The sequence below is a fragment of the Butyrivibrio sp. AE3004 genome, from assembly GCF_000703165.1.
Lineage (GTDB): Bacteria > Bacillota > Clostridia > Lachnospirales > Lachnospiraceae > Butyrivibrio.
The window spans coordinates 3,530,557-3,546,610 of sequence record NZ_JNLQ01000002.1; the positions used below are offsets into that span (position 1 = coordinate 3,530,557).

The window sequence follows — 16,054 nt, forward strand, 5'->3', positions numbered from 1 at the left end:
TTGGCAGAACAAATTTATTACATCGTATGCATATCCTTATTTGGATTGATATTTGGTTCCTTTTTAAACTGTATGGCAATGAGGATTGTCAGAAAAGAGGATTTTGTAAAGGGAAGAAGTCACTGCATGGACTGTGGGCATGAGCTTACGGCTGCGGACCTCATACCGGTTTTCAGCTATGCCATACACGGCGGGAAATGCAGATACTGCGGAAAGAAAATATCTGTAAGATATCCGCTTGCGGAACTAACTTTTATGCTTTTGTCGGTGGTTTTGTTTTTACATACGGGAACCGACTGGATTACATTTTACAAAAACTGGTTACTTACAGGATGCCTGTTTGCGATAGCACTGGTGGATCTTGAAAGCTTTGAGATTCCTGACAATCTGCTTATAACAGCACTTATCGGATGGGCAGGCTTTTCGGTAATAGAAGTAATATTTTTCGGACAGAGCATAAAATTCATAGGTATCAGAGTCCTGACGGGACTGATTTTTGGAGCGGGTATGCTTCTTATTAGTCTTCTTATGGACAGGATTTTTAAAAAGGACAGCCTCGGAGGCGGTGATATCAAGCTATTTGCACTTCTTGGATTGTACCTGGGTTTTGCAGGTTCCTATGAACTTATAATATTGTCCTGCATATTTGGACTTATATTTGCATTTTTAAGAAAGAAGTTTGACTCGAAGGCATCAGAGGAGTTTCCCTTTGGGCCGGCGATTGCAGCAGGAGCTTATGTAATACTTATTTTCGGAGATGCCATAACAGACTGGTATTTGAGTTTGTTGTGAGAGGGGAGAACTGATGGCTGGTAATCAGGGCATATTAGGAATAAGTGTATCGCACGGAAGACTTGCGCTTACCATGATGAAAGGCGGGGTGGTACGTAAATCTTATTGGGAAGAGATACCGACAAATATTGTTGAAGGTAATAGGATTTTGTCCCAAAATCTGTTTTCGGTTTTCTTAAAGGAACAGCTTAAGGACAAAGGATTAAAGTGCAAAAACGTAGCTTATGTTATTGCAGACAGCGATATTTTCATCCGTAAGATTACAATGCCTAAGCTTGCCGATGATCAGCTCCGTTATAACATTCCCTTCGAGTTTAAGGATTTCATTCAGGGAGAGCTTAATCAATACGTATTCGATTATATAAAAAGAAATGACGATAAGGACGCAGAGGAATCAAATACTGTAAATCTTCTGGCATATGCGGTTCCGCTGGAACTGATAACAGGTTTACGTGAAACGCTAAAGCTTGCGGGATTAAAGCTTGTAAGAGCATTGCCGGAGACACTTGTTTACGAGACTCTTATAGGAGCCTTAGGTGAAGAGGAAGAAATAAAAAAAGAAAGATGCTTCATGGACATCGGCAGGCGTGCTATCAGAATGATGATCTTTAAGAATGGAGAATTCAAACTGTCCCATATGATGGACATAGGCGAGGACCATGTTATTCAGGCTATAGCAGATGAACTGAATGTTGATACGCACCTTGCAGTAACTTACCTTAGAAACAACTACAACGAGTGTGACAGATTGCCGGTTTCCATAAATGCTTACAAAGATATCTCCATTGAAGTACTTAAAGGTCTGAATTTCTATGAGTTGTCAGATATGACTTCAAGGCTAAAGGATGTGGTTCTCTGCGGAACAGGCGCAATGACAGAACCGCTTGTAGAAATCCTGAAAGAACGTATAGATAAAAATGTTCAGACCATGGATGAGCTTTATCCAAAGTACAGCCAGGAGCAGGAGATAAATGTTACCTACGGCTCCGTGGGAATTCTTCTAAGCGATGCTGTAGGAGTTGGAACAAACAGTAACCTTGCCAAGGCAGGTGAAAAGAAAAAGACAAATGTCTGGCTTGTTCTCGGGATAGTGGCAGCAATAGTAGCAGTTATAGGTCTGGTAGGAAAATTCACTCTCCTGGACAGACTGGGAATGCTGGTAAGTGAGAGATATAAGGCAGCGCAGCTCCACGAGCAGGTATCTTCAATAACGTCAGCTCTAAGCGGCGCCGAGGACCTTCAAAATGAGTATTTCCATTACACCTGGGATACCATGAGTGAGGAGGAGCGAACAAGAGTAAGCAGAAGAGAGGCTTCAGAACTTGTAGATCTTATAGGCAAAGAGGGGATGAAGGTTACTTACATGGATCTGGTCAAAGGTGTCATGACTATTGATCTAAAGAGTGACAGCCTTGATTCGGTAAGTAAGCTGACAACAAAGCTTAGGGAACAGGAACTGGTGGAGAGCTGTTCTGTAGTATCTGCCAAGACCATAGAGGATGATGAAAAAACGGAAGAAGTTGAGTCGGGGGTAAACGCTGAGATAAAGATATATTTGATTACGAAATCTTCTGAAAAGGAGTGATACCGTGAATATTATTAACAGGGCTTTTACAAAAACTGAAAAGATACTACTCCTGATACTGCTTATTGTTATCATTGCGGCATCCTACTACCTGTTTGTATCAACGCCGATTGAGCAGGGAATCGATTCCGCAAAGCAGGAACAGAATGCACTTTCAACAGAGCTTGACGCGACTCAGAACAAGATCAGCAGAATGCAGTCAATGTCAGATGAGATCAATGCCAGCAAAAAAGCTGAGCTTAGTTATCTTCCAAGCTATAACGCAGGAAAGCAGGAGCTTGATTTCCTCCATGAGACTCTTAACAGGACCATGGATTATAACGTAAGGTTCACAAAGCTCACAAGAGAAGGCGACCTCATAAGAAGAGAATGGGAGATGGGATTTACCGTACCTCATTTTTACGAAGCAGAGAAAATAATCGAGAAGCTTGAGGGCAGTGAAATAAGATGCCTTGTTGATGACATGGTGGTAACACCCTTCCAGCTTGGAACCAACATCAATAACGATGCTGTTACGGTTAAACTGACGGGAACCTTCTACGAGACCATGCATGACGGAGTTCCGGACCAGGAGCTTCCGGAGGATTCACTTAAGGATGTTACTGAGCCGTAAGATGTATTTAATTTTTTTCAATAGAAAGGACAAAGCTTATCTTTGAAGATGAGACTGCAGGATTCAAATGGATGAGGGGGTATGACTTTAATGATTAAAGATTTAATTAAATCATTAAGAAAAAAACTGAATACCCGTGGGGCATCCCTGGTTGTGGCTTTGGTGATTTTTATCATCTGCTCATTTGTCTCTCTGGCTATAGTCAATTCTTCAATCCTGACAGTACAAAGGACAAACGCAGAGAAGAAGGAAGAGATAGCATATGCAGCTACAACGCAGGCTATGAACCTCATAAAGGCGTGTATAAAGGACGATGCAACTTACAGATATGAGGCAGGTGTAAGCGCAACGCAGCCGCTTCCTGCCGGTGAACCCAAAATACAAGGGATGGACGATAAGATCGGCGCTTCTGTTAAAACCATGGCCGAATCAGTTGCAGCAAACGGCGCCAAAATAAGTAAGGACATTACCTTTACAAGTACCGGTGTAAATAATAAATTACACGGTACATTACAAGGGAAAATAACCATGTATCCAACATACACGATCATGATAGACGTCTGGATAGAGGATGGGGATACGGATTATCCGCTCACACTCACAATACCTGGTTCTGCCGAGACAGTGAAGGAAGATACACTTGGAACAAAAACAAGTACTGGAGCATACACATCAAAGGATATTAAATATATTTCCTGGTCTAAGAGCGGAATGTATGTAACAAGTAAGAAAAAGGCACAAACAAATCCATAAGGTTATTATTATGATTGAAATAAAGAAATTGAGCAGAGTAAGGAGAAAACTAAATAACAGCTCCGGAGAATCACTGGGGGAAACTTTGGTGGCTCTCCTTATAGCAGCACTCGCGCTCACAATGCTTCCGGGAGCAATGGCGGCAGCTACAAAGGCTGATATCACCGCAAAGAAAGAATCGGTATATTACGATGATCCGGCAGGAGGCACCGGATACGATAATGGAGTTGAAGTTACTGCATTTACTATAGGTAACTGAATATTTTGGGGAAGTGATAGTTATTAAAAATCTGATTAAAAAAATCAAAAAGAAAATAAGGTGTCAGGGCAATAAAGGATTTTCCATAGCTGAAATGCTTTTGGCGATGCTGATTTTACTTCTTGCATCACAGCTTGTTGCAGAATCCATGAGACTTGCTGCGGCACACTATATAGACTATACAAATCATGCGCACGCGCAGATGATAATGTCCACGTTATCTGACTTTGTACGATCTGAGATCACAACGGCAAGTGAGATAGATGATACGAATGGTATTACGTTTTTAGATGGAAGCGGACTTATCGGTGGACGTTGTAAGATAGTTTGCGATGAGGATACTGTTTTTTTGCAAAATGTTAAGGACCCAGGTAAAAAGTATTACCCGATAGTGGGACTTGAGGGTGCAACCTCACATGATTATGCTGAGAAACTTAAGGTAAATGCAACATTTACCAAAAAGCAAAAGCCGACGACAGCTGATCCAAACTGGAAATTTGAACTTACTATTGAAGTGCTTGATAAAAAAGGAAATTCACTTACTAAAGGCAAGTACGAGATTAAAATACCTGATAAAGTGAAGTAAAAAAATAAGCTTATATATTTTTATTCGAAATAAATTGTTTTGGGAGATGAGGGGTATGATAAAAGTAAATACTAAGGGGAATTCTAAGGACAGCCGCAAAAGGGCTGTATCCGGTTTTACTCTCGCAGAAATTCTTATAGCTATAGGAATACTGCTGATATTGATGGCAGTAGGTGTAATAGCGGCATCCACACTAATTAAAAATACTAGGCAGTCTCACCTTGATAAAAGAGCTGAGGCTGTTTACTATGCTGCTCAAAGCAGAATGATGGAACTCTTTGTAACTCAGGAAAAGGTTGAAGAAGAGATTACCAGAGATGGAAAGACCATCACTGTTTCGGTAGTCGATGAATTATATAACGGCAATACTTTTAGTTACGGCGGAAAAGATCTTGCATATGTTACTACTGATGATACAGATAGCATCATTTTTAAGGACAACAGCCTTGCAGCAGAATTCGGAGGAAGCGCCGGTATCATCGAGTATGACCCTATAAGTCTTGATGTATATGCTGTTATTTTGTGTGACGATCTTACAAAAGCAGGTACTTCTCTTTCTGCTTTGACACAGCAGCCAAGCGGTGCGCCTGTCAGAGGAAGTGCGCAGGACAGAATAAGCGCTTATAAAAGTTATGTTGGATATTATGCAGAGGGTGATTTCGGTAACCTTGGTGCAAAGGTAGATAGTGGTTTATCAGCAGGTGCCTGGATTGTAAACGGACGTGACCTTCTGGGAATAGTGAAGATTACTGTTGATGAAGAAACAAAGGGACTGCTGACAGGCCTTTCCTATAAGCTTACTGTCAGAGGTCCTAAGAGCGGTGCGGAAGGAAGCGAGACCTATGCAGAGCTTAACATTACTTCAAGGGATATAATCTGGCAGAACTATGAGGGCGGACCTGATAATAACTACCTTGATATGACAGGTACAGGAACAGGTGCAGGTCAAAGATACACAGTAAATGATGGAAAACTGCAACCGACATGGTTTGGAACTGCAGCAAGTGCCGGCGGTACTTATGGCCTGGTTGGTTACATCAAACTCGATTCACTTGATAAAGATTATCATTTAAAAGATCTTCTTGCAGCAGGTACTGCAACAGACAATTCAACAGGAACAATAAATCCCGGAAACGATATTAGTATATCAATCAAAGTATGGGATTCTGCTTCTGAGGATGAATTATCGCAGCAGACAAGAAGTGCAAGTGCTGTTTCTAATATAGAAAACAGCTTGTTTGGCGACTTTGATAAAAAGGGTAACGTAAGTGTCGCAGAGATTATTTATCCCAGACACCTTCAGAACCTTGACTTTGAGTACGCAGGGGCAACAGCAACAGCAGCAGACGGAGCGGCTGCAGGTAGCAGCGGAATAGCAGCAGTTCTTGCTGAGGACATTGACTGGAATGAGACAGCAAATCTGTATCAGGGTGCTGTCAGAAACTTTACGCCTATATCAAATGAGAACCTCATTTCCTTTACCGGTGAGAGGAAAGAATTAAATACCTCAACTCCATATATCGATCAGCTTGCAACAATAGCAATTGATGCCACTAACCTTGTAACTGCATCCAATGCAATCACAGCAGTTGATCCCCAGGATGGAAATGAATTAGATGATCCCAAGGCTAACAAATTCCATGTAATAGAAGGCATACATATAGATACTGAAAACACTACATATCCCATTGTCGGAACAGACAGAAACGTGGGACTTTTTGGTGATCAGTCTGATGCAGTGATCGCAAATCTTGTTCTCAGAGATTTCGAGCTCAATAATACAGTTGTGTATCAGCCGACAGGTATGCTTGCAGGAAAGCTGACAAACTCTACGGTAAAAAATGTTTTTGCTTACAATAAGAAAGATGATGCAGTAGCAAAAACCGTTAACGGAGCAGGCAGCACAGGTGGACTGTTCGGTACTGTTGAAGGCAGCAACACCGATGGCATCGTGATTGACGGCTGTGTTGTTAAAAATGTTCTGGTTAAGTCAAACGGTGAAGCCGGTGGACTTGCAGGAACCATGAAAAACCATAAGGTAAAAAATGTCCTTACTTATGGAGAACAGCACTTTGATGGCTATATTACAACTGTCGGCGCAGCCGCAACAAATGGATTTACCGGAGGCATGTTCGGCTATGTTGAAGGCGGTACTGTAGATGGATGTATGGTTAAAAACATTGCAGTTACTTCAAATATAGAAGCCGGCGGATTTGCAGGAAAAATGAAAAACACCGCAGTAACGGATGTCCTTGTCTTCAACGAGGAAGAACAGGATAACAACGTTATTGTTCAGGGTGCCGGAAATGTTGGTGGATTCATTGGATTAACAGATGGCGGAACAATTACCGGATGCGGAACAGCACTCTATGTTGAAGGTGGTACTTCAGCAGGCGGATTTATCGGAAGTTCTACCAATACAACCATAGCTAAATGCTATGCAGGCGGTCATACAATAGACGGCGGAAAATACAGCAGCACTGAGGATCATACAACCCCGGGCAGAATAAATGTTGTGGCAAGCGGAACAGTTGGCGGATTTATTGGAATATCAAACGGCAGTGCTATATCCAACAGCTATACAACCTGCTCTGCAAAGGGAGCAACAAGAGGCGGATTTATGGGCAGTTCCTCAGGCGGAAGTGCTTATAACTGCTATACAACCGGCCAGGTGGTATTTGATGGTGAATCATCTGTTTCGGCAGGTGGATTTATAGGAAGCGGATCCACAACCGCATCTAACGATTACTATTTTGAAATCCTTAATAAAGTTGATGATAAGTATCTGCTCGGAATAGGCGGTGCTGATGAAAATCCTGATGGAATAAAAGCTCTTGATACTATAAAAGAAGCAGAGGGCATTATAAACGGAACAGCATTTACCTATAACAACAGTGTCATGGCAGCAGGTGATGTTTTCCAGGACAGAGAGACTCTGACAAAGAAATATGATGGTGGGTTACCGAATAAATATCCTATGAAGTTTTCATATGAACTTGCAGGGGAGGACTTTGATCCCACACAGGAAACAGATTATCTCTTCTTTGCTTTCGAACATCATGGTGATTGGCCAAGACCTGAGACAACCATAATTAATAGTCTTAGCAATAATCTTGGAGCATTTAATAAAAAGAACAGCACTAGTACCGTAGATCCTTTCTCTACTATTACTGTTATGGCTAACGGACTTGGAAGTGATGATTCAATAAGAGCTTTGGCAGAAGCGGTAATTACTGAGCCAATTCCAAAAGAAGATACCACAGAGCTTAAAGAGGTTTCAGAAAATAAAGAAACTACTGCTGAGTCTAATAATGAATCAAGTGAAAAGACAGAAGAAAAAGAAAGTACCGAAACAACTCAGAATACCGAAACAACACAGAACACCGAAACAACACAGAACACAGAATCAGTAGAGAATAACGAGACAAAGCAGACTGAAGAAACAGTTCAGGAAAGCGAAACAACCACTAATAATGAAACTGTAGAAAGCGAAGAGCCTTCAGAAAAAACTGAGGAAACCGAAAGTAACGAGAAAACTCAGGAAGAAAATAAGGAGACAGAGAAACAGGCTGAAGGAACAGAGAATACTACTGAAAATACAAATTCTGAGAGTCAGGCTTCAGAAGAACAGCCTAAGACTGAGCCCGGTAAGGAAGAACAGACAAATGAGACAGCTTCTCCTGAAAATGGCGAACAGAAACCGGCAGAAGCAGTAAATACTCCCGGTGAAGAGAATGCAAAGGATAAGGAAGCTGCTAAGAAGGCTGAAGAAATGCTTCAGGAAATGACAGCTGAGAGCATCGAAGAAACAGAAAACTTTGGTGAGTTTTCTATCGTCGATGAGGAGAAAGGCATTGCTATTTATTACAATGCAGATGCAAAGATTCCTGATGGCGCTGAGATAAAGCTTGTTGAAATTGTTGAGGATAGTGAGGATTATGACTATGCCCAGCTTACTTCTGATGCAGCAGAAGCTGTGGAAATCGCACCTGAAGAGGTTGCAAGCTTTAAGGCTATGGATATTTCCATCGTAAAAGACGGAGAAGAAATCCAGCCGGCTGCACCTATACATGTTGAGATTAAGGCTGAGAAGTTTTATGGAAATAATGAGCTGTATGCTGATGATGTTATATCTGCAGTTCATATGAAGGAAAAAGAGCCTGAGGTTATTGAGGCAACAGTAACAAACGAAACAACCGAAGAAGAACAGACAGAGGAAAATCCTGCAACTACCGAAGCAGCTGAGACAGTAAGCTTTGAGACAGATGGATTCTCAGTTTACGTGCTTGTACAGTCGCTTTTACAGAAGCAGGTGGTTGCATCGGATGGAAATACATATGACATTACAGTCGATTACGATAATGCTTCCGGAATTCCCGCAGGAGCAGAGCTTGTAGTTGAAGAAGTTTCAAATGGTTCTGAAGAATACAAGGGTTATCTTGATGAAAGTATTGGTGAACTTGATTCCTCAGATGATGATGTATGGTTTGCTCATGCGTTTGATATTTATTTCCTCGATCCCGAGACAGGTGATCACTATCAGCCGTCTAAGGAAGTTTCTGTATCTGTAAGACTGATGCAGGATGATGTAAATGAAGAAAGAGAAATGTCTGTTGTCCACTTCGGAGACAATACAGAGGTTATAGACTGCCAGGTTCAGGAAGAAGCAGTGACCTTTGAAGCAAACAGTTTCTCTGTTTATGTAGTAATCGGACATACAGGTGATAATGAAGTTAAAAATCCCCGTGTGGAATTCCACTTTATAGACGGTGATAACACAAATCTCGGAGGAGGTTTGTTCAGTGCGGCTCCTTATCAATTCGAAAATAAGGCAGGAACCAATCAGACAACTGAAATAGTTAAGAATGGTGAGACTCTTGAACCCATTAAGAATCCTCCGAACAAAACTATTGATGACGGAACAGGGAATGCTGTAGAGCAGTATTTCTTTGGCTGGTATGTTGTTAATTACGATTCAGAAACCGGTGGTCAGATCAAATACTCCTGGACGGATGATCCTGACCAGGTTGTATTTGGTAAGGCTATTTCAATTACGCCTCCGACAAATGGAAGAGTTGGAGAAAACGTAACCTGGACAGTAAACGGAGCTTCAGGCACAGGCCCTCTTGCTGAGGATGGCTGCTGCCATGTTTACCTTGCACCTGTTTATGAGGATTACTATTTCATAAACTTCCATATGGGAACTAAGGAAGATACAACCCTTAGAAACAGTATCCTTGTCCGCAGAATGGTTGTCCTTGGAAATGACGGAAGTGTTACTGTACGCATCGGTGATATCAAGGCATCCAGCACAGATTCAACAAGAAAGGTTTTCGCAGGTTGGGAAACAGCTGATTCAAATTATCAGACAGTGAACTGCTATTACTCGGTTGATGCGACAACGGGCGAAGAAGTTAGCAGTCCCGGAAGTACTTCAGGATATTATGTAACTTTCAATCAGGCAGACTTTAATGACGAAGCTATTGATCTGTATCCTGTATTCGCAGAGGCAAGATGGATTAATTACAATACAGGTAAGAGCGGAAACAATGCGACATACATTCCTTCTCAGTACATCCTTACCAGTGACTCTGAGAACAGTTATTATGTTACTTCATTGCCGGGAGAAAATGAGGCTAAGAGAAGCGGTTATGCATTTATGGGCTGGTATGCTGATGCTACGCTTGATACGGATGGTAATATAACTAACTTAAACAGCGGTGCGGTAAAGATTGCGAATGCAGACGGATCGCTTGTTTCGGATTATACAAAATATGATACGGATGGAACCACACCACTTTATAAGATAGAGGGAGGAAAACTTTATCTCTATAAGGAACTTGATTCCCTTACTCTCTATGCTTTGTGGCGTGAGTTTGATGATACTACCTACACGGTAATCATTTGGAAACAGAAGATTACTGATGACAAAAATGCTACTGCAGATCAAAAAGACTACGATTATGAGAATTCATATGTTAACATAGCGGGACGTTCATCAAGCACCTTGGATGAACTGGATATAGCAAGTTATAAAGCATATAACTTTACCGGATTCCATTACGCTAGATGTACTATGAGCACAAGTAAGCTTGAAAGTAACGGAACTTCGGTTGTAAATGTGTATTACGATCGTGATCTTATGACGATTATTTTTAATCCGAATGGACATACTATCAATATACCCGGAGCACAAACTAGCTATACTTATACTCAAACAAACGCAACTTCAGGTACTCTATATGGATATGTAGACGGAAATTATTATCAGCTTACCAGAGGCAGTACTTATCAAGCGACAGTTTGGTATTTCAGTGATGTCTATACTCCTTCTAATTATGGGTACTACAAACTTTATACACCGACTAAAACATATGCTTTAAATATTTCTGGTAATTACCAAAGCTATAGCAGATCTAACGGAAATGTGACAAATAATGTTTACTCAGGAACAAGATATACGCGCAGTGGAGGAAACTATACAAATTATGTATATACTTCAACTACAGGAACTGGTGGAACGCAGTATGGCCTAGATTCGAACGGAGGATATGCAGAGCTACGATCACAAACAACCACATTGTATAGATGGACTTATGAAGATGATCAGGGACATCCACAAACTTATGAAGGAAACAGATATACAAGAAGTAGTTCTCAAAGTCTACAGTGGACAGGCTTATATGGCCAGACATTTGAGAAAAATGGTTATCATTGGAGTGATGTTGCAGGATATCAGTGGAATGATACTTCAGGTTCTTCAGGTGGAACAACGCAGACAATGTTGACTGCATTTACAGAGACAGCCAATCCTTATAATCTTTATTGTCGAGGAAATGCAGGAACAAGAGAAATTTATCATTACAGACAACAGTTAGACGGAACATATAGTGAGGATGATAAAGAAACTGCGAAATATAGTGCCGGTCAAACCACAACTTTCAATTATTCAAATAAATTCGATGGTTTTACAGTTGCATCATATTCAACAAATACTGAAGGATTTAGGCCTTCAGGTGGGGGACATGCGGTAGCACCTGGAGGTAGTTCGTCTTTAACGTCGCCACTTTATGTTTATCATACAAGAAACTCATACACTCTTACTTTGGATGTAAACTATCCGGAAGATATAAATTTGAGTTTCCCTAATGGAGCAAGTACGAATAAAGAGTATACTGTACTATTTGGTGATACCTTTAGCAGATTTAATGTCAATGGAACGGATTATTATTCACCGAATGTTCCTTATAGTTATCAATTTGAAGGTTGGTATGAGGATAAACCAGGTGAAGTTCCATTCGATTTCAATCAGACGATGCCTTCGGCTAATAAAATCATATATGCAAAATGGTCAAAATTGAAGCACAGAGTAATGGTTGATCCTAATGGGGGAGAAATAGATCATATAGACCATCAATATTATAATGGTTTTTATAAAGGGTATGATGGAATTCGTCCTTTCAGAAATGATAATACAGGCTACAACAGAAGCCAGGCAACTTATATTAATATAGAATATGGAAAGCTATTAGGGGAATATGACATACATAGGAATTACGTTCCTATAAGTGATACCGCAGCAGCTACTTACACAGGCCAAATTTATTACTATTTAAATACTCAGTATAACGAAAATGATGGTAGCGGTTTGCCAAGTGATTTACGAAATGCTATATATATTACCCCAGAAGAAATAGACGACTATTATAATTTTTATCACGATTTGACACAAGGGGCAATTAATAATGGTGATATTACTGGTACTGTTGTATTAGGAAAAGAAGCATGGAAGAGTATCTATATTTCATCACAAAAATATAGGGAAAGATATCCGGGTGAGAACTATGAATTCCTGGGATGGTATAGACTTGATGCTTCCGGAAATCCGGAAAACATGCCAAATGATTTCTCACAGCCTGTTTCAGGACCATTTAAGATAAGGGCTTACTGGAGACTTGATGGTGGTTATTCAATAGAATATTTACCTGAAAGCATAGTAGAGAATGGCGGTACAAATGTCGTCATAAACGGTAACCTCTATCAGTGGAGAGATCCTGCTGTAACAGATTCCAATTATGCAGATGGTGCCGAAACAGAAATACTGCAGCAGCCTACAGGAATTACTGCTAATGGTAATCCTACGGATGAGTTTATCTTCAGAGGATGGAGACTTGTAACTAAATCAATAGATGGTGGTGGGAATGAAATTTACACACCTCTTGAGAATGATGTTTACTATGATCCAGGAGATGAATTTATAGTTAAGGCTGATTATGCTGATAGCCAGGGTAAGATTTATATGCAAGCCTATTATGAGGAAAGAGATTCTTCATACAGAAGACCTAACATTGCAAATCTTACACTCGATGCAAATACCGGTTACATAACCCTTGATGGAAGTACTGAGCTTGAAACTAATACAGATCTGTCAAGTACATGGGATGGTATAGGAACTGTTTCAGCAACGGTTACAACTTCTACAGGAGATACCGAACGCATTGAATTTGGTAATATTCAGTCCAGTGCAGAAATAGAGCTATATAAATATGCGACTACCCTTGATAAAGATGCTGCTAATAATCCTATAACGGATTCCAAGAACTACTTTGCACATAAAGATGGATATTTTCTTTTAGGATTTGATGACAGTAGTGATGAGGGAGATTATATAGCAACCTATCCTGCAGATGCGATGATCGCTGTTCAGAGAACAGATAATAAGACCATATATGCTGTATGGGAGCCACTTGTATATCTTAACTTTGTAAATAATACAAATGTTGGGGATGTTACATTTGGGCTTAGCTCTACTGACAGTTCAGCACTTCAGGTTATTAATGTAAAGAACGGTATGTATGACCGTACCCCTATTACGGATCTGAATAATATTACTGTCGCAAATGGGGAGACATTAAAGCTTGCTATACCTTATGGTGCGGAAAAGAATATAACCATAAGCGGAACAAATCACCTCGGTGCCGGAACAATGCTTTTGTGGCAGAGTGATGCGACTAACAATCCATCAAGTGGATTTGCTGAAAATGGAGATGATTATGCGTTTACAGAAACTCCGATAGTGGATGCTACCGGTATTACAGTAACATTTACTTCCAAGCAGCATGACAGGACGATAGTGCTTCACGATAACTATGGGGACGATGAGACCCATGAGGTTTATCTTTCTTATGATGATGAAAGTACAATTCTTCCGACCACAAATACAAGACTTGGATATCAGTTTAAAGGATGGGCTAGTACAAGTAATGCCACATCTGCGGAATATACTTCAGCAAATAACTATACAATTAGCAATTTGAATAACTTCTTTGGAACGGCGATTATAAAGGATTTATATGCTGTTTGGGAAGCACGAGCAGAAGCATCTACAGTATATGTATATAAATCCGTGACGCTACCAGGAGACAGAGATAAATACTTTGACTTTACTGTGTCATTTGATGGAAGCTGCAAACCAACAAATAATAGTACAAGAATTACTATAGAAAAAAAGTCAGCTACAATGACGCTAAAAAGTGGAGAGTATTTAAAAATATATTCAGAGAAATATGTAGGAGAGTATCGTCTATATGGATTACTGGGTGCGCATCCTTATCTAAGAACAACGGTTACAAAGTATAATGACCTTGATGTTCAGGTTGGAAATTCCCAAGTTCTTTATTGGGAATACAATAGCAATGTGGAAGTAAATTATAATGATGGCGGAATTAACTATATGGTTAAGGAAGCAGATTATAATGCAGATTTTTATGATACAAATGTTGCAGTTGCTGCAGAACTTACCCAAGGTTCTATTGTTCCATCGCAGTCTGACAGAAATATCCTATGGCATGATTCAGACGCCGGTGGTACTGCAATCTTCACAAACTCATTGCAGACAGTGGATATCAAGGTTGAGAAGGAACTCATAAATGACACTGAAACTCCTGTAACCACTAACTTTGGATTTACAGCATCGTACATAATTGACAAGGGACTTCCGACAGAAGATGAACAACTTCTGGAAAGCTTTAATGTTACAAGCGGCTCCTATTATATGCTGGAGAAAGTGCCGGTAGGTGTTGAGCTTGTGATAAAAGAGATTAAGCAGGATGACTATGATACTGAGGTTTTAGCGAGCTCAGACACGGCCACAATTGACGGAACTTATGATAAGGATGAAAATTCGTTCCTCTTTGTAGTGCCTAAACAGAACAATATCAAAGTCAAATTTACGAATACTCTTAAGTCCTATAAGGTGACACTTTACAAGGTGGACGGTAAAGAACAACCCGGTGTTGAGGCACTCTTTACATTGGCACAGGATGCAAGTATATTAGGAACACTTCTTTATCCTAACCAGACAACAGGTGTGTTCTATCCTCGTCCGAATTCGACAAAGCCTAAGATGTATGTTGGAGAGTACACACTTACGGAGACCTGGGTAGAGTCCGGATTTATGCAGCTGGAAGATCCAATCAAACTGACCATATCCGGAGAGGATAACGGAAAGATTACCTCTGATGACAAGGTGCATGTAAAGGTTAAGGAAGAGATTGTTAACGGAGAGAAGGAGTTTAAGGTTTACATCATTAACTCCAACGGTGCGGATATTTCCTTCAAGAAGATCGATGGCTACGGAAATCCTTTAAAGAATGAAGGTACTGATTCAGAAGCATGGTTTGCACTTTACAAGACCTTTGCTGATGCGCAAAATGCAGCCGTCACAGATACTGAAGCAGGAACATCCTTTGATGAGGATGACACCAAGCTTGAAACTGTAACCATTACCACAGGCACAGGTGCAAATGAGGTTAAGGAGCAGAAGGTATATGCTACTCAGGATGACGAAGGTGAGGTTAAGTTCGAGATTCCTGCAGGCACATACTTCATGAAGGAAGTAAAGGCTCCTAAGGATTATACCTTTGACAGTACTGAGTATTCCGATTATGGTGTTACACTTCCGCAGGGAACTGATGAACTTCAGTGTATCTACAGAATCGTTGTTGGTACTGAAGCTGCTACTGATGCTGGAGTGACACTCGGTGAAAATGAAGAGTTCAAGATTCAAAGGATGAAGGATGATACAAATGTTGATGAGGACCTTGATGTCGAGAAGTATGGCATAATGAATATTTCAACAAAGACTGAGAGAATAGTCCTTAGGAAAGAGGCTACCACAGGATTACCTCTTACCGGAGCTATCTTCGATATAATAAGACCTGACAGATCATATTATAAAAAGAATCTCTCATCAGGTTCAGCAGGAGGATTCTGCGTGGCTGATCTGCCATACGGATATTACTATCTGTATGAAAGCGCAGCACCTTTAGGATATGCGGGATCAGGAAAATATTATAAGCTGACAATCGACGAAAACGGCAAGACGTTATCAAGTCCGGAAAACTCAATTGAAGCATTTGAACCACAACCTTAAATGTAAAAGAGCGAAGCGATCACAGCTTCGCT

General features: G+C 40.6%; 7 protein-coding genes. All 7 read left to right on the forward strand.

The window, feature by feature from the left end:
• Nucleotides 1–792 (forward strand): prepilin peptidase, encoded by a 792-nt coding sequence (locus BV60_RS0118200; protein ID WP_029324012.1) that lies wholly within the window; start codon nucleotides 1–3, stop codon nucleotides 790–792.
• A 13-nt stretch (nucleotides 793–805) separates the two neighbouring features.
• On the forward strand, nucleotides 806–2,377 hold the full coding sequence (pilM, locus tag BV60_RS0118205; RefSeq protein WP_029324013.1) for a pilus assembly protein PilM: 1,572 nt from the start codon (nucleotides 806–808) through the stop codon (nucleotides 2,375–2,377).
• 4 nt (nucleotides 2,378–2,381) lie between these two features.
• Complete coding sequence (locus tag BV60_RS0118210) at nucleotides 2,382–2,990, forward strand: hypothetical protein (RefSeq protein WP_029324014.1); 609 nt, start codon at nucleotides 2,382–2,384, stop codon at nucleotides 2,988–2,990.
• Between the two features lie 90 nt (nucleotides 2,991–3,080).
• Nucleotides 3,081–3,743: a hypothetical protein gene (locus BV60_RS0118215; protein WP_029324015.1), complete on the forward strand. Its 663-nt coding sequence runs from the start codon at nucleotides 3,081–3,083 to the stop codon at nucleotides 3,741–3,743.
• A gap of 10 nt (nucleotides 3,744–3,753) precedes the next feature.
• Nucleotides 3,754–4,002, forward strand: coding sequence for a hypothetical protein (locus tag BV60_RS0118220; RefSeq protein WP_029324016.1), 249 nt, complete (start codon nucleotides 3,754–3,756; stop codon nucleotides 4,000–4,002).
• A gap of 13 nt (nucleotides 4,003–4,015) precedes the next feature.
• On the forward strand, nucleotides 4,016–4,588 hold the full coding sequence (locus tag BV60_RS0118225) for a hypothetical protein (RefSeq protein ID WP_029324017.1): 573 nt from the start codon (nucleotides 4,016–4,018) through the stop codon (nucleotides 4,586–4,588).
• 55 nt (nucleotides 4,589–4,643) lie between these two features.
• Nucleotides 4,644–16,022, forward strand: coding sequence for a SpaA isopeptide-forming pilin-related protein (locus tag BV60_RS0118230; RefSeq protein ID WP_029324018.1), 11,379 nt, complete (start codon nucleotides 4,644–4,646; stop codon nucleotides 16,020–16,022).
• Nucleotides 16,023–16,054 lie beyond the last annotated feature (32 nt).